At 69.7% G+C, this 21976-nt stretch carries 23 protein-coding genes and 1 pseudogene; 15 read left to right on the top strand and 9 right to left on the bottom strand.

Annotation, left to right across the window (positions count from 1 at the left end; genetic code table 11):
- The first annotated feature begins 12 nt into the window (after nt 1–12).
- The 3 genes from hpaD to SPF06_RS15645 are packed head-to-tail and all read left to right on the top strand — an operon-like array spanning nt 13 to nt 2746.
- Nucleotides 13–1128, top strand: a complete 1116-nt coding sequence (hpaD, locus tag SPF06_RS15655; protein WP_323280057.1) for a 3,4-dihydroxyphenylacetate 2,3-dioxygenase — start codon at nt 13–15, stop codon at nt 1126–1128.
- A 2-nt stretch (nt 1129–1130) separates the two neighbouring features.
- The gene (hpaH, locus tag SPF06_RS15650) at nt 1131–1916 is read left to right on the top strand and encodes a 2-oxo-hept-4-ene-1,7-dioate hydratase (protein ID WP_323280056.1); all 786 of its coding nucleotides are present in this window, start codon (nt 1131–1133) and stop codon (nt 1914–1916) included.
- Nucleotides 1901–2746, top strand: coding sequence for an HpcH/HpaI aldolase family protein (locus tag SPF06_RS15645; RefSeq protein WP_323280055.1), 846 nt, complete (start codon nt 1901–1903; stop codon nt 2744–2746). The genes hpaH and SPF06_RS15645 overlap by 16 nt, the downstream gene beginning before the upstream one ends.
- 36 nt (nt 2747–2782) lie before the next feature.
- Here the strand turns inward: SPF06_RS15645 and SPF06_RS15640 are convergent, their stop codons facing one another.
- Nucleotides 2783–3388 carry a DnaJ family domain-containing protein gene (locus tag SPF06_RS15640; protein ID WP_323280054.1) on the bottom strand — a complete coding sequence of 202 codons (606 nt, stop codon included), beginning with the start codon at nt 3386–3388 and terminating at the stop codon, nt 2783–2785.
- A 31-nt stretch (nt 3389–3419) separates the two neighbouring features.
- Between SPF06_RS15640 and SPF06_RS15635 the strand changes: the two genes are divergently transcribed.
- On the top strand, nt 3420–4136 hold the full coding sequence (locus SPF06_RS15635; RefSeq protein WP_323280053.1) for a phosphoribosyltransferase: 717 nt from the start codon (nt 3420–3422) through the stop codon (nt 4134–4136).
- A gap of 21 nt (nt 4137–4157) precedes the next feature.
- On the opposite strand, the gene SPF06_RS15630 is transcribed toward SPF06_RS15635, so the two are convergent.
- Together SPF06_RS15630 and SPF06_RS15625 are read right to left on the bottom strand one after the other, a co-directional pair.
- Nucleotides 4158–5660: an APC family permease gene (locus tag SPF06_RS15630; RefSeq protein WP_323280052.1), complete on the bottom strand. Its 1503-nt coding sequence runs from the start codon at nt 5658–5660 to the stop codon at nt 4158–4160.
- A gap of 158 nt (nt 5661–5818) precedes the next feature.
- Nucleotides 5819–7837, bottom strand: coding sequence for a primary-amine oxidase (locus SPF06_RS15625; RefSeq protein ID WP_428985779.1), 2019 nt, complete (start codon nt 7835–7837; stop codon nt 5819–5821).
- Nucleotides 7838–7991: 154 nt separating this feature from the next.
- Here SPF06_RS15625 and SPF06_RS15620 point away from each other — a divergent pair, with 154 nt between their 5' ends.
- Both SPF06_RS15620 and SPF06_RS15615 read left to right on the top strand, forming a co-directional pair.
- Entirely contained in the window at nt 7992–8603 is a 612-nt protein-coding gene (locus SPF06_RS15620; RefSeq protein ID WP_323280050.1) for a TetR/AcrR family transcriptional regulator, read from the top strand.
- Nucleotides 8600–9595, top strand: coding sequence for an AraC-like ligand-binding domain-containing protein (locus SPF06_RS15615; RefSeq protein WP_323280049.1), 996 nt, complete (start codon nt 8600–8602; stop codon nt 9593–9595). The genes SPF06_RS15620 and SPF06_RS15615 overlap by 4 nt, the downstream gene beginning before the upstream one ends.
- Nucleotides 9596–9619: 24 nt before the next feature.
- On the opposite strand, the gene SPF06_RS22155 is transcribed toward SPF06_RS15615, so the two are convergent.
- Both SPF06_RS22155 and SPF06_RS22150 read right to left on the bottom strand, forming a co-directional pair.
- Complete coding sequence (locus SPF06_RS22155) at nt 9620–10015, bottom strand: HNH endonuclease signature motif containing protein (protein ID WP_428985778.1); 396 nt, start codon at nt 10013–10015, stop codon at nt 9620–9622.
- 50 nt (nt 10016–10065) lie between these two features.
- Nucleotides 10066–10494 (bottom strand): annotated as a pseudogene (locus SPF06_RS22150) (DUF222 domain-containing protein); the annotation flags it as partial.
- Between the two features lie 212 nt (nt 10495–10706).
- On the opposite strand from SPF06_RS22150, the gene SPF06_RS15610 reads away from it, so the two are divergent.
- A complete protein-coding gene (locus tag SPF06_RS15610; RefSeq protein ID WP_323280048.1) occupies nt 10707–10910 on the top strand; it encodes a S1 RNA-binding domain-containing protein in 204 nt (67 codons plus the stop codon).
- Between the two features lie 49 nt (nt 10911–10959).
- On the opposite strand, the gene SPF06_RS15605 is transcribed toward SPF06_RS15610, so the two are convergent.
- The 3 genes from SPF06_RS15605 to SPF06_RS15595 form a co-directional block, all read right to left on the bottom strand.
- Nucleotides 10960–11352, bottom strand: coding sequence for a VOC family protein (locus SPF06_RS15605; protein ID WP_323280047.1), 393 nt, complete (start codon nt 11350–11352; stop codon nt 10960–10962).
- A 63-nt stretch (nt 11353–11415) separates the two neighbouring features.
- Nucleotides 11416–12201, bottom strand: a complete 786-nt coding sequence (locus tag SPF06_RS15600) for an alpha/beta fold hydrolase (RefSeq protein ID WP_323280046.1) — start codon at nt 12199–12201, stop codon at nt 11416–11418.
- Nucleotides 12202–12226: 25 nt separating this feature from the next.
- Entirely contained in the window at nt 12227–12760 is a 534-nt protein-coding gene (locus SPF06_RS15595) for a hypothetical protein (protein ID WP_323280045.1), read from the bottom strand.
- Between the two features lie 165 nt (nt 12761–12925).
- Here SPF06_RS15595 and SPF06_RS15590 point away from each other — a divergent pair, with 165 nt between their 5' ends.
- The 3 genes from SPF06_RS15590 to SPF06_RS15580 all read left to right on the top strand — a co-directional run bounded on the left by SPF06_RS15590 (nt 12926) and on the right by SPF06_RS15580 (nt 15955).
- Nucleotides 12926–14653, top strand: coding sequence for a dihydroxyacetone kinase family protein (locus SPF06_RS15590; protein WP_323280044.1), 1728 nt, complete (start codon nt 12926–12928; stop codon nt 14651–14653).
- A gap of 61 nt (nt 14654–14714) precedes the next feature.
- The gene (locus SPF06_RS15585) at nt 14715–15176 is read left to right on the top strand and encodes a ribose-5-phosphate isomerase (RefSeq protein ID WP_323280043.1); all 462 of its coding nucleotides are present in this window, start codon (nt 14715–14717) and stop codon (nt 15174–15176) included.
- Nucleotides 15176–15955, top strand: coding sequence for a triose-phosphate isomerase family protein (locus SPF06_RS15580; protein WP_323280042.1), 780 nt, complete (start codon nt 15176–15178; stop codon nt 15953–15955). The genes SPF06_RS15585 and SPF06_RS15580 overlap by 1 nt, the downstream gene beginning before the upstream one ends.
- A gap of 32 nt (nt 15956–15987) precedes the next feature.
- Here SPF06_RS15580 and SPF06_RS15575 read toward each other — a convergent pair whose 3' ends face one another.
- The gene (locus SPF06_RS15575) at nt 15988–16683 is read right to left on the bottom strand and encodes a FadR/GntR family transcriptional regulator (RefSeq protein ID WP_323280041.1); all 696 of its coding nucleotides are present in this window, start codon (nt 16681–16683) and stop codon (nt 15988–15990) included.
- A 194-nt stretch (nt 16684–16877) separates the two neighbouring features.
- Between SPF06_RS15575 and SPF06_RS15570 the strand changes: the two genes are divergently transcribed.
- The 5 genes from SPF06_RS15570 (at nt 16878) to SPF06_RS15550 (ending at nt 21958) form a co-directional block, all read left to right on the top strand.
- Entirely contained in the window at nt 16878–17813 is a 936-nt protein-coding gene (locus SPF06_RS15570; RefSeq protein WP_323280040.1) for a sugar phosphate isomerase/epimerase family protein, read from the top strand.
- 36 nt (nt 17814–17849) lie between these two features.
- Nucleotides 17850–18830: a 3-hydroxyacyl-CoA dehydrogenase family protein gene (locus SPF06_RS15565; RefSeq protein ID WP_323280039.1), complete on the top strand. Its 981-nt coding sequence runs from the start codon at nt 17850–17852 to the stop codon at nt 18828–18830.
- Between the two features lie 19 nt (nt 18831–18849).
- Nucleotides 18850–19623, top strand: a complete 774-nt coding sequence (locus SPF06_RS15560; protein ID WP_323280038.1) for an SDR family NAD(P)-dependent oxidoreductase — start codon at nt 18850–18852, stop codon at nt 19621–19623.
- A gap of 154 nt (nt 19624–19777) precedes the next feature.
- On the top strand, nt 19778–21145 hold the full coding sequence (locus SPF06_RS15555; protein ID WP_323280037.1) for an MFS transporter: 1368 nt from the start codon (nt 19778–19780) through the stop codon (nt 21143–21145).
- A 117-nt stretch (nt 21146–21262) separates the two neighbouring features.
- Entirely contained in the window at nt 21263–21958 is a 696-nt protein-coding gene (locus SPF06_RS15550; RefSeq protein WP_323280036.1) for a GntR family transcriptional regulator, read from the top strand.
- Nucleotides 21959–21976 lie beyond the last annotated feature (18 nt).

The raw sequence follows: 21976 nt of genomic DNA, 5'->3' as shown, positions 1-21976 counted from the left end.
AGGAGAAACACGATGACTGCCCGCGACAACACCCACCCAGCCACCCTTGCCCCTTCCGTTCCGGCCCCGGACATCGTCCGCTGCGCGTACCTCGACCTCGTGGTCACCGACCTGAAGAAGTCCCGCGACTTCTACGTCGACCTCCTCGGCCTCCACGTGACGTACGAGGACGACGATGCCATCTACCTGCGCTCGTTCGAGGAGTTCATCCACCACAACCTCGTGCTGCGCAAGGGCCCGATCGCCGCCGCGGCCGCCTTCGCGTTCCGGGTGCGCACCCCCGAGGACGTCGACAAAGCCGAGGCGTACTTCAAGGAGCTCGGCTGCCGGACCGAGCGCCGCAAGGAGGGCTTCGTGCGCGGCATCGGCGACGCCGTCCGCGTCGAAGACCCGCTGGGCTTCCCGTACGAGTTCTTCTACGACGTCGAGCACGTCGAGCGCCTGCACATGCGCTACGACCTGTACTCGGCCGGCGAGCTCGTGCGCCTCGACCACTTCAACCAGGTCACCCCCGACGTGCCGCGCGGCCGTGCCTACCTTGAGGGCCTCGGCTTCCGGGTCTCGGAGGACATCAAGGACTCCGACGGCGTCACGTACGCGGCCTGGCTGCACCGCAAGCAGACCGTCCACGACACCGCCCTCACGGGCGGCGACGGCCCGCGCCTGCACCACATCGCGTTCTCGACGCACGAGAAGCACAACATCATCCAGATCTGCGACAAGATGGGTGCGCTGCGCATGTCGGACCGGATCGAGCGCGGCCCCGGGCGCCACGGCGTATCGAACGCGTTCTACCTCTACATCCTCGACCCCGATGGCCACCGCGTGGAGATCTACACGCAGGACTATTACACGGGCGATCCGGACAACCCCACCATCACGTGGGACGTCCACGACAACCAGCGCCGCGACTGGTGGGGCAACCCCGTGGTCCCGTCCTGGTACACCGAGGCCTCCCTCGTCCTCGACCTCGACGGCAACCCGCAGGAAGTCATCAAGCGCGAGGACAAGTCCGAGCTGGCCGTGACCATCGGCGCGGACGGCTTCTCCTACACCCGGGCTGGGGACGAGACCGGCTCGTACCACGGCGAGGCATCGAAGGGCTTCAAGCTCGGAAGCCAGGTCTGACGGTGCTGGATCCCCAGACCATCGAGGCCATCGCAGACGAGCTCGTGGAGGCGGGGCGGACGCGCACGCCCGTCCCGCTCCTCCACACCCGCTACGAGGGCATGGATATCGAGGACTCGTATGCCGTGCAGAAGCTCTGGGCCTCGCGGCTCGAGGCTCAAGGCAAGCGCGTCGTGGGCCGCAAGATCGGACTGACCTCGAAGGCCATGCAGGCCGCGACTGGCATCACCGAGCCGGACTACGGCGTGATCTTCGACGACATGGTGCTCGAGAACGGCTCCGTCGTGGAGTGGAAGCGCTACACGCACCCGCGCATCGAGGTCGAACTCGCGTTCAAGCTCAACCAGGACCTCAAGGGACCGGGCATCACCCTGTTCGACGTGCTCGACGCGACGGACTATGTGGTGCCCGCCCTTGAGATCCTCGACTCGCGGATCGAAATGCAGGGCCGCACGATCGTAGACACGATCTCGGACAACGCCGCGATGGGCGCGATGGTCGTGGGCGGCACCCCGGTGCGGCCGCACGACATCGACCTGCGGTGGGTCTCCGCACTCCTCTACCAGAATCAGGAGATCATCGAGACGGGCGTGGCGGCAGGCGTGCTCAACCACCCGGCGTCGGGCGTCGCGTGGCTCGCGGACAAGCTCGCGCAGCACGGGCAGTCTCTGCGCGCGGGCGACCTCGTGCTCGCGGGCTCGTTTACGCGCCCCATGTGGGTCTACGAAGGAGACACGGTGTACGCAGACTACGGACCTCTCGGAACAGTGACATGCCGTTTCGTCTAGAACCCGAGCGGACGTTCCGGCACGCCCTCGAGCAAGCGCGCGCCGAAGGCAGCGCGAGCGCGAAGATCGGCCTGTGGGTCTGCTCGGGAAGCCCGCTCGTCGCCGAGATCATGGCCGGCTCAGGCGCCGACTGGCTGCTCATCGACGCCGAACACAGCCCGAACTCGCTCGAGTCCGTGCTCGCCCAGCTGCAGGCCGTGCACGGCTACCCCGTGCTGCCCATGGTGCGCCTGCCGTGGAACGACGCGGTGCTCATCAAGCAGTACCTCGACCTCGGTGCACAGAACCTCCTGATCCCCATGGTCAACGACGCCGAGCAGGCGCGGGCCGCCGTCGCCGCCGTGCGGTACCCGCCGCACGGCGTGCGCGGCGTCGGCTCCGCGCTTGCCCGCGCCGCACGGTGGAATCGGATTCCGGATTACCTCGCGCGCGCCGACGAGACGATCTCGCTCGCCGTCCAGATTGAGACGGCGGAAGCTGTCGCGAACGTCGAGGACATCCTCGCCGTTGACGGCATCGACGCGATCTTCATCGGCCCCTCCGACCTCGCGGCCTCGATGGGCTACTTGGGTCAGCAGGAGCACCCCGAGGTGATCACCGCCGTCGAACGCTGCCTCGCGGCCGCCCAGGCGGCAGGGAAGCCAGCCGGCGTCAACGCCTTCGTCGAGTCGACCGCCCGCCGCTACATCGACGCAGGGGCCCGCTTCGTGCTCGTGGGCGCCGACGTCGCGATCCTCGCGCGCTCGAGCGAGGAGCTCGCCGCACGCTTCACACGGGCGACGGAGGCCGCAGGAGATACGGCCGACGGCGACCGGCCAGCGAGCTACTGAAGTGGCTGTCGGGCGCGGGCAATGCTGGCGTAGGGCTCAGCTCTGCCCGCGCCAGAGCCGTCGCCGCCACGTGTGAGGCTTCTCCTCGATGGGCTCGTGCGCTCGCCGCTCCGCCTCGCGTGCGGCGCGACGTTCGCGCCAGCGCTGCGCCTCGCCGTCGACGTCCCTAGTCTTCGTCACGACCGGCGGCCCGCCCTCGAGCTGACGCCGCGCGTCGATGATGCGCGCGTTGAAGTCCTCCACGGCCGCCCGCACCTCCCGCTCGGTGAACATCGCGTCGAGCCGATCGTCCAGTTCGGCGTCCTCGACGCGAAGCAGGAGCGCCTTGGGCCCGAGCCCCGTGAGATGCTCGCGCTGGATGAGGCCCTTGATCCACCAGTCCGGGTCGTAGGTGCCGCCGAGACCGGGGATCGGCTTGCCCGCGTATTCGAGGTGGTCGAACTCGCCGCGCGCCATGGCGTCGCGGATGAGGTACTCGGCGCGTCGGGCGGGGTCGATCTTCTCGCGCCGTGCGCGCAGCCCTTCCTCGCGGGCCTCCTCCGGGGTGGCCTGCCGCGGGTCGTTTCGCGCCGATCCGGCGGCCCGCAGCTCCGCGGCCCGTTCGAGGCGCCTCTCGCGATCCTCCGCTCCCCGTGCGTTCATCACGTTCCAGTATTGCCGCATACTGGGAGCCATGGCGTGGCCGCACGGAGACGCAGAGCACGGACTGTACGCCGACCGGTCTGCCGCGGGCCGCGCGCTCGCCGCAGAACTCGGCGAGTACGCTGTCTCCCCGTCCTTGGGCTCCTCCTCGTCAAGCGAAGACACGCTGCCGCCCCTCGTCCTCGGCCTGAGCCGCGGCGGCGTCGCGGTCGCGGCCGAAGTGGCGCGCGCCTTGGGCCTGCCGTTCGACGTCGTACCAGCCCGCAAGCTGGGGATCCCGGGCCACGAGGAAGTCGCGTTCGGCGCCATCGCTGCGTGCGACGGCGTGCGCCGCTCCGACGTCGACCGTCCGCTCATGCGACGGCTCCTCGCCGCGGGATTCACGGAGGCAAGCCTCGACCGCGTGCGCGAGCGCGAGGCCGCCGAACTCGAGCGCCAGGAGAACCTCTACCTCGGCGGGCGAGGCCAGGGCGCCGCGGGCCGCGCCGTCATCGTGTGCGACGACGGCGCGGCAACCGGGGATACCGCGCGTGCCGCCATCGCCGCCGTCCGCGCGGCGGGCGCCTCCGCCGTCGTCCTCGCTCTCCCGGTCGCTCCCCCAGTTGTCGTACGCGAGCTCGCAGCCCTCGTCGACCGCGTGGTCTGCCCCCGCCAGCCGCACGGGTTCCGCTCTGTGGGCGGCGCCTACGTATCCTTCCCCCAATGCAGCGACGAGGAGGTCATGGACCTCCTCGCCGCCCGCGGCTGATTCCGCCCCGCTCCCGCCGGCCTATTCCTCGCCGAGGTGGTGCGCGAGCGCGCCCTCTTCGCCGTGGCCGATCCGGCGGTAGAGCTCCGGGTCCCTCTGGCGAAGGCGGAGCGCCCACAGGATCCCCGCAATACCGGGCACGATGATGAGCGCGGGGAGCACGAAGCTCACCGGAGTCGTCTCGGTCTGGCCCAGCAGCACGTCGAAGTTCGCGACGATGAGCCCGAAGACGACCGCAAGCGCGACCGCCCCGATGGACGGCGCGACGACGGCGGACCACGCCCCGCCGGCGAGCACACGGCGACGCCGGAAGAAGCCCACCACGGAGACCGAGACGATCGCCATGAGGAGCACGAGGCCCATCGCGCCCGCGTTCGTGAGCCACGTGAAGAGGGTCAGGACCGGGTACAGCGGCCCGAGGTCCGAGCCGCTGCCGGCGAGCGCGAAGGCGGCCACGACGACGACGGCGATGCCCGTCTGGACGAGCGAGCCCGCCTTGGGCGCGCCGTGCCGGCTCCTCGCCTCGAGCCAGGCGGGGAGGACCCGCTCGCGGCCAAGGGAGAAGAAGTAGCGGGCGACGGCGTTGTGGAAGCTCACGAGGGCCGCGAAGAGGCTCGTGCAGAACAAGAGCTGGGCGATGTCCGCGACGATCGTCCCGAGGTGCGAGCCGAGGAAGGAGAACACGAGGTCTGGGCCCTGCTTGCCCGCGATGTCGAAGAGCTGCGACGGGCCTGTGCCGACGGCCATGGCCCACGAGGAGACTCCGTAGAAGACCGCGATGATGCCCACCGCCGTGTATGTTGCGCGTGGGATCGTGCGGTGCGGGTCCTTCGCCTCCTCGCCGTAGATCGCGGCCGACTCGAAGCCCATGAACGCCGCGATGCCGAACGAGAGCACGGCGCCGACGCCGGGCACGAAGAGGCTCGCGGGCGAGAGCGGCTCGGCGGAGACGCCTTCCGGCGCGACGGCGAAGGAGACGACGTCGTAGACGATCACGACGAGGAACTCGAGCGCGACGAGGGCGCCGAGCACCTTGGCGGAGAGGTCGACGCGGTTGACGCCCAGGACGGCGACGACGGCGATGCACGCGAGCACCGGAATCCACCACGGCACGTCGATGCCGAAGCGCTCCGACACGAGCGACGACACCGTGAAGCCGAAGAGGCCGTAGATGCCCACCTGCATGAGGTTGTAGGACATGAGGGCGACGAGGGACGCCCCGACTCCGGCTGGCCGAGAGATGCCCTGCGCGACGTACGCGTAGAACGCACCAGCGTTGGTCACGTGCCGGCTCATTGCCGCGTAGCCGACGGCGAAGACCGCAAGCACGCCGCCGAGCAGGAGGAAGGAGAGGGGGACTCCGAGGAGCCCTGTGACGGCAAACGTCGTCGTGACGCCGCCCGCGAGGACCGTGAGCGGCGCGGACGCGGCGATGATCATCATCGTCACGGACGCGACGCCGAGGCGGCGGTGCGGCGTATGGGTCGACGTGTCTGCGCTGTGTGAGCTCGTCTCGATGCTCATGGCTCCTCCAGTCTCCCGCGCAGCGGGAAGAATAGTTCAGGGATTTCTTGGGGGAAACGGCGCGGCGGCCACAGCACTATGGTGCTGCGGCCGCCGGACGCGTGACTTGTCTCACAGCGAACGCTTCTTGTCACGCAACGAGACGACCGAACGGCCAGTCAGGAATGGCAGTGGCCGCCCTCGCTCGACGCAGGCGCCGGGACATCGAGCACGGGGCTCCGATCGAAGAAGCCCTCGGGCCGGAGGCGGAAGCCCACGTGGTCGACTGGCATGATGGGCCAGTCCTCGGGGCGCGGGAAATGCGTGAGGCCGAACGTGTGCCACACGACGAGGTTCGTCCCGTCGAGGTCCCGATCCTGCGCCTGGTACGCGGGCAGGCCCGCGCCGCCCGCGTGCTGGTTGACGAAATCGCCCGTCGGGTACCGCTCCCCCTCGTCGTACGCCGTGACCCACAGGTCCTTCGTCGCGAAGGCCGCGCGGCGGGCGACGGACGATTCGGGGTCCGCGAGGAGCATGGGCTGGCCGTGCGGGTGCAGCTTGTAGCCGACCGGATCGCCGAGGCGGTTGCGCGACTCCGGGTTGGAGACGATCCACGTGCGCCCCGCCGCCATGTCCGCACTGCGCGCCGCCTCGGACTCGCGTGCGATCACGGTGCGCCGGCGGGTGAAAGCATTGCCGCGCTCATTCCCGGGACCCATGGGGACCCGCACGACGTCCTCTTCCTCGACCCGGTTGGGGCCGCCGTCGAGCGCGAAGTCGAGGCGCGCGCTGAAGAGGTGCTGGTGGAACGGCGCGCCAAGCCCGGGGGCAAGCTCGGACGCGTACGGGTATTCCTTGTCGGGGAGCGCGCTCGTGAAGACCACGCCCGTCGCCTTCGCCTCGAACTCGATCGTGCCGTCGAGGTAGAGGTACCAGTAGAACCCGTAGTCGTAGTTGCCCACAGTCGTGAAGAAGCTGATGACGAGGCGGCGGTTGCGGCGCACATAGTTGACGCCGCTCCACAGGTCCGAATGCTTCGCGAGGATCGACCAGTCCTCCTCGTGCATGCAGACCGCGTTGCGGATGGTCCGCGGGTTGCCGAACGCGTCGCTCACCGTGGGGCTCAGGTACGTGATCTCGCCGAGGCAGTCGCAGCCGAGCTCGAGCTCGTTCGCGAACTGGCCCACGAGGTACTCGCCGGTGTCGAAGTAGTTCTGCCACGAGCGCACCGGGGAAGGGTCGCCGTACGGGACGACCATCTCGGCGATCGACGCGCGGTCGAGGATTCGGCGCCGCCGCGTGGCTTCGGTGGCGCCGTCACCCGCCGTGGCCGGGTCGACGTCGTCGAACGCGATGTTGTGGAGCACGATGCCCTCGCGCACGTCGAAGCCGACGTCGAGGCTCCAACGCTCCCACTCGACGTGGTTGCCGCCTGTGACCGTGAAGCTCGGCCCCTCGGGCTGGGTGATCTCGATGGGCTTCTGGCTCGTACGCAGCGGCCCCGTGAGCTCGGGGTCGGTGTAGTTGCCGTGCTCCGCGGGGATCTGAACCGGACCGAAGTCGAGAATCTGGTCGACGGTGCGGCTCACGACGTCGACATAGCCCACGAGCCCGTCGACCGGGTGGGCCCAGGGGAGGTCCTCGGGGAACTCCTGGACGAAGGCCAGGCCGCGCAGGATGCGGCGGCCCTTCTCCTCCGGATACTCGAACACGCCAGCCGAGAGGGGTGCGACGCGCACCGTCGAGACGTCGAGGTTGCGATCCGCGAGCGCCTTGAGCCACCGCTCGTCTGCGTTGAGGACCTCCTCGACGGCGGCGAACTCCTCTTCGAGGACGGGCAGCTCGCCGGTGACGGCGGTATCGAGCTCGACATCCGAGTCGACCTCTCCGCGCGTCACCGAGACTGTGACGTCGTGCGGCTTCGCACCCGCCGTGTCGTGCAGGAAGACGCGGAAGCGGCGGTCGAGGCCGCCGGCAGCCTCGCCGCCTTCCGCCTGCGCTCCGCGGGGCGGCTCGACAAGGCCGAGGTACGCAATCCGGCTCGTCTCCCGCCAGAGGCCCGCGCTGTGCAGGATCTCGCGGACCGACGTGATCTCGTCGGCGCCCGGGAGGGCGAAGGCACTGACGCCTTCGTGGGCGGGAACTGCTTGCGGGCCGTGCGCCTCGTGCGCGCATTGTCCGCCGTCTCCGTGCGTCATGGTCTCAGTGCTCATGGTCCCTCCGGAAGTGGATCGGAACGGTTTTTTCTATAGACGTAGAGAATAACCCCCTGTAAGCTGAATCACAACGGTTGTAGAAAAAAGAACTGCGGCCGGACAGGACAGAATCGGATTGGGCAGGAGGCGGAGGACGGTGCCGAAGATCGTCGATCATGACCAGCGCCGCATCGAGCTCGTCGACGCGACGTGGCGGATCATCGCCGAGCGAGGTCTCGACGGCGCCACGATGCGGGACATCGCGGCCGAGGCGGGCTTCGCCAACGGCGCACTCAAGCCCTACTTCCCCACGAAGGACCGCCTGCTCGACTTCGCGTTCGAGCACATTTTCACGCAGACGAATCGGCGCATGGCGGCCGCGACGTCGGGCCTCGGCGGGCTCGCGGCGCTGCGCGCGTACTGCCACGAGATCCTCCCGCTCGACGACGAGCGGCTCAGCGAGGCGCGGGTCGCGATCGCATTCTGGCAGAAGGCACTCCGGGACCCCGCCAAGGCGGCCGTCCACGAGCGCTCCATGGAACAGTGGCGCGCCATGCTCGCCAAGCTCATCCGGGGCGCCGGCTTCCGGGACTCTGACGCCGACCTCGAATCGGGCGCCGGTCTCGACTCCGCCGTCGGCGCCGTCATGGACCTCGTGCTCGGGGCGCAGATCACCGCGACCCTCTCCCCCTCCCATCACTCGCCCGCCCAGCTCGCGGCGCAGCTCGACTGCCTCCTCAATGCCCTCGTGAAAGGCGACAACGCATGACCACCGCACTCACCACGGGCATCGGGCCGACGACGAAGCCGGCCGTCGCGGCCGCCCCCGGCCTCGACATCGCCGTCGCCCGCGACATCGACACGTGGCGGCGCGCCGCGTCCGAGTCCTTCGTCCCCCTCAAGGTCACGGCCGACCGCCACGCGGCCTTCAGGGGCACGATGCGCGGCAAGCGCTTGGCGCGCGAGGACCTGAGCATGATCGAGGTCGCCGCGAGCAGCCACGCCGTGCACCGCACCGACGATCTCATTGCGGCGTCCGAGCGGAAGTACTTCAAGCTCGGCATCCAGCTCCAGGGCACCGGCCTTCTGCTCCAGGACGGCCGCGAGGCCGTCATGCGTCCGGGCGACTTGGCCGTCTATTCGACGGACCGCCCCTACACGATCGCGTTCGACGGCGACTTCCGCACCCTGGTGTTCATGTTCCCCCATTCGGCGCTCGACCTGCCCTCGGAGGCGATGGCCCAGATCACGGCGACCTCGATGAGCGGCACGAGCGGTCTCGGGCTGCTCGTGAGCCCCTTCCTCATCCGGCTCGCCGAGAGCCTCGACGCGATCGCCGGGCCGAACGGGACGCGTCTCGTCCACAACGCCCTGGATCTCGTGACGACGCTCTTCAACGGAGAACTCGACGATCACATCGCGAACACCCGGGATCCCCATCAGGTGCTCCTAGCACGGATCCACGACTACATCGAGGCGAACCTCGCCGATCCGGACCTCTCCCCCGGCTCCATTGCCTCGGCGCACTATATTTCGACACGGCATCTCCACGATCTGTTCAAGGAGGTCGGGACCACCGTCGCCGCGTCAGTCCGCGAGCGTCGACTCGAGCGCTGCCGGCGCGACCTGCGGGACCCCGTGCTCGCCGACCGTCCGGTCACGGCCATTGCCGCACGCTGGGGCTTCCTCGATTCGGCCCACTTCAGCCGGATCTTCCGGGCAGCCTTCGGCGAATCGCCGACGGGCTACCGCGCAGGCTGACAGCCTCAAGACAGCAGCGCAACCTCAGAAGGGCGGCGGGCCGTCGTGCGGATCTTTGCCGGGATCCGGCGGATCATCATCGCGCCTTTCGAGCGGCCCCGCCAGGACCCTCGCCCCGAGCGGCGAAACCCAGAGGACCTTGCCCACAACATCAGAACTATTCGGCTCGAGCCGGCGAGAGCTCCAAAGCCGCAGGCTCTTGAGGGCATGGTGCTTCCGGCAGAGAGCCTGGAGGTTCTCCGCATCGGTGGCGCCGCCGTCCTGCCACTCGACGATGTGGTCGATTTCCCCAGAACTCGCGGGCCGAGAACAACCGGGGAACTGACAGGTTCCGTCGCGGTACTCGATGAAGCGGCGAAGGCATTCGGGGGACGGTAAGCGGAGCGACCGAGTGTCAGCGGTACCCCGTTCGTCGGCCACAAAGAGGCGCTGCCATGTCGGAGCCGCCACGGCGAGCCGCCGAGAGCCGCGCCGCCGCCTTCAAACACGAAACATGCGAACGCGTCGGCACGTAGTTGCGGAAGCGTTCGCCCCTCCTCGGGATCGTTCTGGCGTTGACGCCGGGCGAGCGCATCGATCCGCGCAAACGCCGCGAAGCCCACCTCAGCCGGAAGAATTGCCGTGAGCGAGCACATGCCATCGGACTCCGGCCGCACGTACACCCGGCGATCTTGTTCGGCCCGCGACTTGCGCGCCCGAATCGATTCGGGGTGCAGCTTCTCCCGGAGCGTCCGGATGACCCGGCGCAACTCTGCTGGCGTCCGCTTCCGGCCACTTCGCGTTTCGAGCCGCCCGAGGGCCTTGACCCCGAACTCTTCCGCGCAGTCGGGATGCAGCGTCGAGGCTTCGTCTGTGATCACTCGCGCGTGTGCTTCCGAAACGGCGAGGGCATGCCCCACATCCCCGTCGAATCGGGTCGGCTGCCCGTCGTCGCGCTCGCAACCTTCAGCAATGTAGACCTATACGACGGTTGCCTCAGCTTGTGTACCATCGGCTTGCGTGAGGTCTGGGCGGAGCCCCGGAGCTGGCGCCGCCCCACTGCGGAAGGAACGAGGGGTCGCGTCCGCACCGCCGTCAGACTCACCCTGAGGATGGAGAGGGGGTGAGCCACATGGCCGGAACCCTCCTGAATGCGGGCGATGAGATCGATGTCGTCGTCACGTCCGTCAAACCGTTCGGGCTCTTCGTTGAGTCTGATTCTGGTGTGCAAGGGCTCGTCCGCGGTGGCAGCGCCTTGGTCGGCGCGACCGTGCGCGTGCGCGTCATCGAGTTCGACGCAGCCGAATCACGATTCAGCGCGATGCTCGTCGGCTGACAGGTCGGCCCGGTCGGCTTTCGAGCCGGCCGGGCAGGCCTCGCAGCCGTCATCCCACGTGAGCAGCCCGAACCTCGGGCGGAGTTGCGCCCTGGATGACCCAACGATTGCCATCGGGGTCGGCGAAATGGGCGAATTGGACGCCGCCCATATCCTGGACCTCGCTGATGTCGGCACCACGGCTCAGGAGCTCGGTTCGGACAGCGCCCAGATCACGAACGACGAGCTGCAGGCCCTCGAGGCTGCCGGGCCGCATGCTGGTCATGCCCGTGCCGATGACAATCGAGGTGGCGGAGCCCGGCGGTGTCAGCTGCACGACCCGCATTCCCGGAATGTGCTCTACGTCGTGGTCGAGGGCAAAGCCGAGCTTCTCTGTGTAGAACGACTTCGAAGTGTCGACGTCGGACACGGGTACCTGTACGACTTCCAAGCGCATCTCCATAGGACCCCACAGTATGTGGGGGAAACGACGACTGGCCAGAAGTCGGGCCGTCGCCTCCCAGCCCTACGAGTTCTCTTTGAGGAACGGCACGAGCTCGTCGAGAACCGGCCCCGCGGGGAAGAGCGTCGAGGCGTGCGTCCGCCCCGGGAGTTCGACGAGGCGCGCATCCGGCATGAGGGCGGCGGCCCGCCGGGACGCGGCAAGCCGCGGCGCGTCGAGCGCTCCGACCATGAGCAGGGCGGGCACGCCGAGGCCCGAGAGAACCTCCTCGGGAATCCCCTCGCCAGCCTCCGTCGCCTCGAAATACGCGGCGAGGGCCTCGGCGTCGTTCGCGAGGAAGGCCGCGCGCGTCGCGGGGTCGAGGGAATTGCCGGCCGCCTCGAAGCCGTCCGCGAAGGCGGCCATGCCGCCGGCCCGCATCGCCTCGAGGTAGCCGGGGAAGAACACCTTCTCGACCTGGCCGCCTTGGGCACCGTACGCGCCGCCGAGCGTCACGAGGCTCGCGACGCGATCCGGGGTGTGGGCCGCGAGCGCGAACGCCACGCGCGAGCCGAAGGAATACCCCACGACATGGGCGAGCGGCGCCGCCGCCGCATCGAGCACGGCGATCACGTCCTCGACGACGAGCGGCATCCGGTAGGCGTCCGGCGCGTGCGGCTTGCCGCTGCGGCCGTGGCCGCGGAGGTCCATGCGGATGACGGTGAAGCCTTCGAGCCCGCGCACGTAGCCGAGGCCCCGCCAGATCGCGCGAGAGAGCGCCGACCCGTGGAGAAGCAGGATGGCGGGCCCTTCGCCCGAGACATCGAAGGCGAGCGGGGTCCCGTCGGTCGGGTTGAGCACTTCAGCCACGAGGACACCCTAGCGCCCCGCCGGGTCACGCCCGCTCAGCGTCCGCTCCCCCCTCCCCAGCCCTTCTCAGCCAGCCCGCGGCGAGCAGCGCCGAGGCGAGGTCCGCGGCGACGATCGCGAGCGCCTGGCCGTCGTGGCCTGCCTGCTCCGACGACAGCGCAGTGTGCGACCCCCCACCGTGCGCATGCCCGCCTGTCACGCCGGCAAGCCCGAGCACGAGGGCCGCGTGCGCGAGGGCCATCGCGAGGGACATCCCGACGAGCACGCGCGCAGCGTGCACCGATGGACGGCGCCACATGGTCCATGCGCAGGGCGCGCACCCAGCGGCCATCGCCAGGGCAAGGAACGCCATCCAACCGCCGTCGAGGGCCATCGCGAGGTGGGCGGCGATCCCTGCCGCGGCCGTCGCGGCGACCCACCGCGCGTGGCGGACGACGGCGCGCGCCCGCCTCCCGCCGTCGTCCGCCGCGATCCGACCCGGAGCGGACGAGGGCGACGCTCGCCGCGCGTCGGCACCGGCCGGGCGGGTCTGCGGCGCCCCGAGGACGGAAGCTGTCATGGCTCCACCCTCCCGCACGGGCATCCGAACGCGCCGCGATGCGAGCGCACGGGGCTTGTCGTCGAGCGAAGGGTCCACGAGGGGCAGGGCGCGAGGACTTCTCAATCCTCCGCCCCCACCTATATCCTATAGGATGTAGCTCGTTCACTCGATGAGGAGACCCCCATGACGCGACTCTGGAACGCACCCGCCGACTTCGCCGACGAAATGGTCGAGGGCTTCGCCCGCGCGAACGGGCGGTGGGTCCGCAAGGTCTACGGCGGGGTCTCCCGCTCGACGGTCGCGGAGGAGCCCGAGGTCGCCGTCGTCATCGGCGGCGGAAGCGGCCATTACCCGGCGTTCGCAGGCCTTGTCGGCCCCGGCCTCGCCCACGGCGCGGCCATGGGCAACCTCTTCGCGTCCCCCTCGGCCCACCAAGTCGAGTCGGTGGCCCGTGCGAGCCACCGCGGCCGCGGCGTGCTGCTCAGCTACGGGAACTACGCGGGGGACGTCCTCCATTTCACCGAGGCGCAGGAGGCCCTCCGCGCCGACGGCATCGACTGCCGCACCGTGGCCGTGACTGACGACATCTTCTCCGCCGGACCAAACGAGCCCGAGCGGCGCCGCGGCATCGCGGGCGACCTCACGGTCTTCAAGATCGCGGGCGCCGCGGCGTCGCTCGGCTGGGACCTCGACGGCGTCGAGCGCGTCGCACGGCGCGCCAACGACCGGACCCGCTCGATGGGCGTCGCATTCAGCGGCTGCACGATGCCCGGAGCGGCCGAGCCGCTCTTCTCGGTCCCCGAGGGCCGCATGGCGATCGGGCTCGGCATCCACGGCGAGCCGGGTCTCGCGGAGACCGAGATCCCCACCGCGGATGGCCTCGCCGAGCTCTTCGCCGAACACCTCCTGGCCGACGCGGAAGTGCCCGTCGCGGAGACGGCCGGCGCGCGAGTCGTCCCCATCCTCAACGGCCTCGGCTCGGTCAAGTCCGAGGAGCTGTTCGTCGTGTTCCGCCGCGTCGCCGAGCTTGCCGAGGAGCGAGGCATCACGCTCGTCGACCCGCAGGTCGGCGAATTCTGCACGAGCTTCGACATGGCCGGAGCCTCGCTCACGTTCCTCTGGCTCGACGACGAGCTCGAAGAGCTGTGGGCTGCGCCCGCGGATACGCCGGCGTTCCGCACGGGGTCCTTCGACCGAGGCGGCCTCCTTGCGGCGGAGGACGGCGGTGCCGAGGCCGCCGAGCGCGCGATCCCCGCGGCGAGCGAGGAGTCCCGAGAGGACGCCCGCCGCATCGCGGGACTCCTCGACGCCACCCGGGCGGCCATCGACGCCCACGCCGACGAGCTTGGGCGCCTCGATGCCATTGCAGGCGACGGCGACCACGGCATCGGCATGCAGCGCGGGGCCAGCGCAGCGGCGGCCGAGGCGGCGGGACTCGCGGCCCGCGGGGCCGGCGCGGGGACGCTGCTCGCGGGGGCCGGAGGCGCGTGGGCGGACCGCGCGGGCGGCACGTCCGGCGCCCTGTGGGGCGTCATCCTGCGCACGCTCGGCTCGGCAGCGGGCGACGACGACGTGCTCACCGGCGAGCGCGTCGCGGCCGGGCTCACGGAGGCCGCCGAGGCCGTCATGGCCTACGGGAAGGCCCGCGTGGGCGACAAGACGCTCGTCGACGCGCTCGTGCCGTTCGCGGAATCCCTCGCGGCCGGCGTCGCCGACGGCCAGAGCCTCTCAACCGCGTGGGAAACCGCCGCGAAGACCGCGACCAAGGCCGCGCAGGACACCGCGGACCTCCTCCCCGGGATGGGCCGAGCGCGCTCGCACGGGGACAAGTCGCTCGGGGTGCCCGATCCCGGAGCGGTCTCCCTCGCGCTCATCGCGACCACCGTCGGCGGCCTGCTCGCACGCGACTGACCGCGCAACCGTCCGCACTCCCCCACCACGAGAACACACCCCACCACCCCAGGAGACACCCATGGCACAGCAGTGGCGCATCGTCGTCGGCTCGGACGACGCGGGCTTCGAGTACAAGGAGGCCATCAAGAAGGACCTCGAGGCGAACGGCCTCGTCGCGTCCGTGACCGACGTCGGCGTGGCCGCCGACGCGCACACAAACTACCCGGCCATCGCGACGGGTGCGGCCGAGCTCGTGGCACGAGGCGAGGCGGACCGCGCGATCCTCATCTGCGGGACAGGCCTCGGCGTCGCAATTGCGGCGAACAAGGTCCCGGGCATCCGCGCCGTCACAGCGCACGACGCCTTCTCCGTCGAACGGTCCGTGCTCTCCAACAACGCGCAGGTGCTCTGCATGGGCCAACGCGTCATCGGGCTCGAACTCGCGCTCCGCAACGTCCGCGAGTGGCTCACGTACGAGTTCGACGAGACGAGCCGCTCGCAGGAGAAGGTCCAGGAGATCTGCGCGTACGAGGGCGTGTGATGCCGCGCTTCCTCCTCGGCGTGAGCCTCAAGATGTACTTCGGCCACGCCCAGACGGTCGCATGGTGCCGTGCGGTCGCGGAACTCGCCCGCACGCACGCGGCCGTGCGCGAGGGCCACGCCGAGCTCTTCGTGATCCCCACGTACCTTTCGGTGCCCGCAGTGCTCGAGATTCTCGACGGCGTGGCGGTAGTCGGCGCGCAGGATCTTGCGACGGCGGATTCGGGTGCCTTCACGGGCGAGGTCAGCGGGGCGGAGATCGCAGAGCTGGGGTGCGGCGTCGTCGAGGTCGGCCACGCCGAGCGGCGGGGGCTCTTCGGCGAGACGGACGACATCGTACGGGCGAAGACCCACGCTGCGCTGCGCCACGGCCTCGTCCCCGTGCTCTGCGTCGGCGAGGCCGCGCGGCTCGCGCCGGCCGACGCGGCGCGCGAGTGCATCCGCCAGATCGAGGATGCGCTCGCCTCGGCGCGCGCGGCAGGCTGTCGCGGACGCGTCGTCGTCGCCTACGAGCCTCACTGGGCCATCGGCGCGGCCGAGCCAGCCGAGCCCGCCTACATCCGCGCCGTGTGCGCGCGGGTACGGAAGCACGTGCGCGGGCTCGTGGATTTCCCCGGCTCCGCCGTCATCTACGGCGGGAGCGCGCGGCCCGGCCTCCTCGCAGAGGTTGCCGGCGACGTCGACGGGCTCTTTCTCGGCCGCTTCGCCCACCGGCCGGAGGCACTTGACGCGATCCTCGATGAGGCGCTCTCCCTCGCGACGGCGGGCGCGCGGGCCTGACCCGGCGCGCAGCCTATTGGGCGCAGTTCCCGCTACTGGACGTAGTTCACGAGGTCGTCGAGTGTCTGCGTCATGTGGGCGTCCATCGCCTCGCTCGCGGCCTTCGCGTCCCGCGACTCGAGGGCCGCGAGCACAGCCGCGTGCATCCCGAGGGCGTGCTCCTGGATGTCCGGGACCCTCGATGTCTCCTTGCGCCGCGCCGCGAGCATGCGATGGAGCGGCTGGAAGACGGCGGTGAGGAAGACGTTGCCCGACGCCTCGAGGATGACGTCGTGGAACGCGAGATCGGCGCCGACGAACTCGTCGACGTCCCCGCGGTCATGGGCGTCGCGCATGTCCGCGAGGAATCCCCGCAGCCGGGCGAGGTCGGCCTCCGTGATGCGCGGGGCCGCGAGCGCGCACGCGCCGGTTTCGAGCATGCGACGGAGCTCGATGAGCTGGATTCCCGCGAGTTCGTTGCCCACGTGGGCCGACGCCGCGCGGAGGAGCGCTTCGAGGGAGTTCCACTGGTCGACGGCGTTGACGAACGTTCCGCGTCCGCGCTGGACGCTCAGGATGCGCTGCGCCTCGAGGGTCTTCATGGCCTCACGGACGGTCATGCGGCTCACCTCATGCTGGGCCGAGAGCTCGAGCTCGCCAGGGACGAGCGCGCCCGGAGGGAACTCTCCCGCCACGATGCGATCCAGAAGATCGTCGGCGACCTCGCCGACGAGTGACTTTCGAGCCATCATCCTCCGTCCGTCGTCATTCGTAGTCTAGGGTGCCGGCCCCTTGCCAAGTCTCAGGCCGCCATGCAGACTTGATGTCAGACATCTTACAAATATTCCCCGGTCGAGAAGGCTATCCGAGCGACCATATATCCTATAGGATCTTACTGACAGACCCTGAAGGCCCCGGAGCCTCGACCTTGCAATGGAGCATCATGCCGGAGAAACCTCCCTACACCGCAGACACCTGGCCGATCGCGACGTGCCTCCACGGCTTCGCCCCGCAGGACGCGAACGGCGTGACCATGCACGACGCCGATCCGCAGGTCTGGGACGACATGTTCGCGCAGATCGAGGAGGTCGGCTTCTCGCTCGCCGAGCTCGCGGACAGCCACGTGCGCCCCGCCGACCTCGAGCCCTCGCGCCGCGACGAGTTCCTCGCGATTGCCGCCTCGCACGGCGTCGGCATCCCGTCCGTGCACCTCCAGCGGCAGAGTGTCATCATGCCGGGCCACGACGAGCGCAACCTCGAGTACGCGCACCGCACGATCGACGCGGCCGCCGAATGGGGCATGCAGGTCTTCTCGACCGGGCTCCATCAGCCCTTCAGCGAGGCCCAGCGGAAGGCGCTCTGGTTCTGGACGGCGGAGGGTCCCAAGGACCCTGCCGACCCCGAGATGTGGGACCTCGCCGTGCGCCGCATCCGCGAGCTCGGCAAGCACGCGGGCGAGCTCGGCCTGCCCGTCTCGCTCGAGCTCTACGAAGACACGTACCTCGGCACGGCGGAGAGCGCCGTGCGCTTCGTCGAGGAAGTCGGGCTCGACAATGTGGGGCTCAACCCCGACGTCGCGAACCTCATCCGCCTGCACCGACCCGTCGAGGACTGGCGCGAGCTCTTCGCGAAGACGCTCCCCCACGCGAACTACTGGCACGTCAAGAACTACACGCGGGACGAGGCGGCGGACGGCAGCTGGGCGACCTCGGCGCCGTCGACCATGGAAGCCGGCCTCATCAACTACCGCAAGGTGTTCCGCGACGCGATCGCGCTCGGCTTCTCGGGGATCATCCTCGCCGAGCACTACGGAGGCGACAGCCTCGGGATGTGCGCGACCAACCAGAAGTACATCCGCACTCTGCTGCCCAAGGCCTGACAGCTCTCAAGCAGCCCAGTCCAAAGGAGGACACCTATGACGCTCCGCAGAATCGCCGTCGTCGGCTCCGGCTACATGGGAGGCGGCATCGCACAGTCGCTCGCCCTCGCCGGAGCCACCGTCACGATCGCCGACATCAGCGAGGAGATCGCCAAGAAGAACTACGACCGGCTCCTCGCCGAAGCCGCCGACTTCGCCGAGCAGGGCCTCTTCCCGGCAGACGCCGTCGAGCGCATCGAGGCGAACCTGACGGCTGCTGCCTCGATCGAGGAGGCTGTCGCCGACGCCGACTTCATCGAGGAAGCCGTGCCCGAAAAGATCGAGATCAAGCACGAGACGCTCCGCCGTATCAGCGCGGCGGCTCGGCCGGACGCGATCATCGGCTCCAACACGTCGACGATCCTCATCGGCAAGCTCGCCGAGGCGGTGGACCGCCCAGAGCGATTCCTCGGCGTCCACTTCTCCAACCCGGCGCCGTTCATCCCGGGCGTCGAGCTCATCCCGCACACGGGCACCGACGAGGCGATCCTGCCGGTCGTCGAGGAGATCGTCGCCTGGACCGGCAAGGAGACGGCGCGAGTCAAGGACTCGACCGGCTTCGTGCTCAACCGGCTCCAGTACGCCCTCTTCCACGAGGCCACGCAGATCGTCGAGGAGGGCATCGCGACGCCGGACGACATCGACACGATCGTCCGCACGACGTTCGGCTTCCGGCTCCCCGCCTTCGGCCCGTTCGCGATCGCAGACATGGCGGGGCTCGACGTCTACTCGTTCTGCTACGCGTCCCTCCAGACCCGGTGGCCCGAGCGCTTCGCGACGCCCGAGTCGCTGCGCGAGCTCGTCGACGCCGGGAAGTTCGGCACGAAGTCCGGCGCGGGCTACCTCGACGTCCCCGCCGAGCGCATCCCCGAGCTCGTCGCATACCGGAACAAGGCCTACGTGGCCATCAAGAAGCTCATGGACGAACTCGGGCCGGCCCCCATCCACGCCGCCGAGCCCACGCCCGCCACCCGTTGACCCTCAGCAAGGAGAACTCTTGAACACCCCCACCTTTCCCGAACAGCGCAGCGTCATCCTGACCGGCGCCGCCTCGCCGCGCGGCATCGGGCGCTTCACGGCGCACTACCTCGCCGAGCACGGCTGGAACGTCGGCATCCTGGATCTCGACGCCGAGGCCTCCAAGTCCGTCGCCGCCGAGGTCGCCGAGCAGCACGGCGTCATCGCGGCGGGCGCGGGCGCGAACGTGGCCGACGAGGGCCAGGTCCGCGACGCGTTCGACGAGCTCGAGGCCGCCCTTCCGCAGCTCGTCGCCGTCGTCAACCTCGCGGGCGTCTCGTCCCCGGTCGACTACCTCGAGGTCACGCCCCAGGAATGGCACCGCGTCATCGACGTCAACCTCCACGGCGTGCACCACACGACGAAGCGCGCCGTCGAATCCATGGTGCGCTCCGGGGTCGGCCGCGTCGTGAGCCTCTCCTCGGTCTCGGCCCAGCGCGGCGGCGGGACGTTCAGCAAGACGGTCTACTCGACCGCGAAGGCGGGAGTCATCGGCTTCACCCGCAGCCTCGCCCGCGAGCTCGGCCATCAGGGCATCACGGTCAACGCCGTCTCCCCCGGCCCCATCGACACGGACATCATGGGCGGCACCCTCACCGACGAGCGCAAGGAGAAGATGGCGGCCGACGGCGTGCTGCCGCGCATCGGCACGCCGCGCGACATCGCCGCGGCCATCGCCTACCTCATCAGCGAGGACGCCGGCTTCGTGACGGGCCAGACCCTGAACGTCGACGGCGGCCTGTACATGCACTGAGGCCACACGCCATGAACCCCTTCCTCGGCCGCTGGTCCACCGCGCGCCTCGCGTACCTTGCCATCGGCGTCGTCCTCGTCGTCGTCGGCATCGTCACGATCATTCGGTAATTCCCCGTTTCATACCCGGACAAAACCCATCTCAAAGGAGAGACGTGTCCACCTCAACTGGCAATCCGCTGACCGCCGAGGTCGGCAGCGCGGCCCTCAAGTCCGCCATCGCCAAGGCGGCCCGGCACCTCATGCCGATGCTCGTCATCCTCTACTTCGTGGCGTTCCTCGATCGCACGAATGTCGGCTTCGCCGAGGCCGCGCTCCGGACCGACCGCGGCGTGAGCGCCGGTGCGTTCGCCCTCGGCGCGGGGATCTTCTTCATCGGCTACGCACTGTTCGAGGTTCCAAGCAACCTGCTCCTCAAGCGCTTCGGGGCGCGTTTCTGGCTCGCCCGCATCGCGATCACGTGGGGCATCGTCGCAGCGGCGTTCGCGTTCACGACGAACGACGTCATGTTCAACGTGCTCCGCTTCCTCCTCGGCGTGACCGAGGCCGGGCTCTTCCCCGGCGTCATCATGTTCCTCTCGGAGTGGTTCCCGAACAAGGTCCGCGTGCAGATGTTCGCGATCTTCTACCTCGCGCAGCCGTTCTCCCAGATGATCGGCGCCCCGCTCAGCGGCGGACTCATCAGCTTCGGCGACTCGCTCGGCTTCGCACGCGGCTGGCAGGTCATGTTCTTCGTCGAGGGCGTGCTCGCCGTCATCGCGGGCATCGCAGCGCTCTTCTTCCTCACGAACAGCCCGGCCAAGGCGAAGTTCCTCGACGAGGACGAGAAGGCAGCGCTCATGGGCGTCATGGAACTCGAAGACCGTGTCCGCACCGAGGACGGGCCCACGGGGATCTGGCGCGCCATGGGCAACTGGAAGGTCTGGTACTTCACGGTCATCTACTTCGCGCTCCAGATCGCGGTGTACGGGACCACCTTCTACCTCCCCCAGCAGGTTGCGTCGCTCATTGGGAAGAAGGTCGGCTGGGAGGTCGGCGTCATCTCGGCCGTCCCGTGGCTCGTGGGCCTCTTCGCGTGCTACTTCTTCGGCAAGGCTGCGAACACGATTGTCCGCCGGCGCGCCTGGGGCACCGCGTGCTACGTCCTCACGGGCCTTGCGATCCTCGGCTCGGGGTGGGCCGGCGCGAATGGGCAGCCGGTCCTCGGCATCCTGTTCATCACGCTCGCCGTCGCAAGCTTCCTCACGGTCGGCCCGATCACGTGGGCCTACCCGACCTCGTTCCTCACGGGCGCGGCAGCCGCCGCGGGAATCGGCCTCATCAACTCGCTCGGCAACCTCGGAGGCTTCGTCGCGCCGCTCATGCGCACGGGCATCAACGACGCCGTCCCGACCCAGAGCGGCGTGTGGGGCGTCATTTCCCTCGGCGTGTTCGCGTTCCTCGCGGCCGCGATGGTCTTCGGGACGAAGTTCTTCCGCATGGCCAAGTCGGACGAGCTGCTCGAGCCGGTCGCGCACCACTGATCCTCGCCTCGGCGAGTTCTACCTCGTGCGGGCCGCCAGCCGAAGGCTGGCGGCCCGCACTGTCGTCGCCCCCGCGTTCGGCTCCCCGGAGCCCGTCTTCATATAGGATTTTCTTCCATGCCCGCCCTCTCAGGTGGCCCTCGGCCCGCCAACCGCCAGCTCCTGGCCGACTACGTCTACCAGGAGCTCCTCTCCTCGCTCATGGACGGGCGCCTCGAGCCAGGCTCTGGCATCGGGATCGACCGCATGGCCGCCGAGCTCGAGGTCTCCCAGACCCCCATTCGGGAAGCGCTGGCGCGCCTCGAGGCCACAGGGCTCGTGCGGCGCGAGGCCCTCAAGGGGTACCGCGTGGCCCCGCTCTTCACGGCCGAGGAGCTCGGGGAGCTCATGGACGCGCGGGCGGTCATCGAGCCCGCGATCGCCGAGCGCGCGTGCGCGCACGTCACGCCCGAGCTCCGCGCCGAGCTCGAGAAGGCCGTTGACGATCTCCGCGGCGCGCCGACCGGCCCCACGTTCGCCGAGTATGGCGCCTACTGGGAGGCCGACGAGCGCTTCCATCGCCTCATCGCCGCGAGCGCGCACAACCGGTTCCTGCTCAACGCCTACAACGCGCTCGGCGGCCAGGTGCAGCGCTTCCGCTTCTTCGGAAACCTCGGCGTGACGGACGCCGAGCACGCGATCGCGGAGCACACAGAGATCCTTGCCGCCTTCGAATCCGGTGACCCTTCGCGGGCTCGGGCGGCCATGGCGGCGCATATCGACCACGTGCGGGACCGCGCGGTCAAGGACGCGGGCTCCTCGCCCCGTTCCTGACCACGGCGCACGGCGGCC

This window comes from Sinomonas terricola, from assembly GCF_034931225.1.
Classification (GTDB): Bacteria; Actinomycetota; Actinomycetes; order Actinomycetales; family Micrococcaceae; genus Sinomonas; species Sinomonas terricola.
The sequence above is the reverse complement of the archived record's forward strand: the minus strand, read 5'-3'. Positions and strand labels throughout refer to the sequence as shown.

Coding starts and splice junctions, on each gene's coding strand:
- hpaD (WP_323280057.1), top strand. CDS start 13: ATGACTGCCCGCGACAACACCCACCCAGCCACCCTTGCCCCTTCCGTT.
- SPF06_RS15645 (WP_323280055.1), top strand. CDS start 1,901: ATGCCGTTTCGTCTAGAACCCGAGCGGACGTTCCGGCACGCCCTCGAG.
- SPF06_RS15640 (WP_323280054.1), bottom strand. CDS start 3,388: ATGAACGCACGGGGAGCGGAGGATCGCGAGAGGCGCCTCGAACGGGCC.
- SPF06_RS15635 (WP_323280053.1), top strand. CDS start 3,420: ATGGCGTGGCCGCACGGAGACGCAGAGCACGGACTGTACGCCGACCGG.
- SPF06_RS15630 (WP_323280052.1), bottom strand. CDS start 5,660: ATGAGCATCGAGACGAGCTCACACAGCGCAGACACGTCGACCCATACG.
- SPF06_RS15625 (WP_428985779.1), bottom strand. CDS start 7,837: ATGACGCACGGAGACGGCGGACAATGCGCGCACGAGGCGCACGGCCCG.
- SPF06_RS15615 (WP_323280049.1), top strand. CDS start 8,600: ATGACCACCGCACTCACCACGGGCATCGGGCCGACGACGAAGCCGGCC.
- SPF06_RS15610 (WP_323280048.1), top strand. CDS start 10,707: ATGGCCGGAACCCTCCTGAATGCGGGCGATGAGATCGATGTCGTCGTC.
- SPF06_RS15605 (WP_323280047.1), bottom strand. CDS start 11,352: ATGGAGATGCGCTTGGAAGTCGTACAGGTACCCGTGTCCGACGTCGAC.
- SPF06_RS15595 (WP_323280045.1), bottom strand. CDS start 12,760: ATGACAGCTTCCGTCCTCGGGGCGCCGCAGACCCGCCCGGCCGGTGCC.
- SPF06_RS15590 (WP_323280044.1), top strand. CDS start 12,926: ATGACGCGACTCTGGAACGCACCCGCCGACTTCGCCGACGAAATGGTC.
- SPF06_RS15585 (WP_323280043.1), top strand. CDS start 14,715: ATGGCACAGCAGTGGCGCATCGTCGTCGGCTCGGACGACGCGGGCTTC.
- SPF06_RS15580 (WP_323280042.1), top strand. CDS start 15,176: ATGCCGCGCTTCCTCCTCGGCGTGAGCCTCAAGATGTACTTCGGCCAC.
- SPF06_RS15575 (WP_323280041.1), bottom strand. CDS start 16,683: ATGGCTCGAAAGTCACTCGTCGGCGAGGTCGCCGACGATCTTCTGGAT.
- SPF06_RS15570 (WP_323280040.1), top strand. CDS start 16,878: ATGCCGGAGAAACCTCCCTACACCGCAGACACCTGGCCGATCGCGACG.
- SPF06_RS15565 (WP_323280039.1), top strand. CDS start 17,850: ATGACGCTCCGCAGAATCGCCGTCGTCGGCTCCGGCTACATGGGAGGC.
- SPF06_RS15550 (WP_323280036.1), top strand. CDS start 21,263: ATGCCCGCCCTCTCAGGTGGCCCTCGGCCCGCCAACCGCCAGCTCCTG.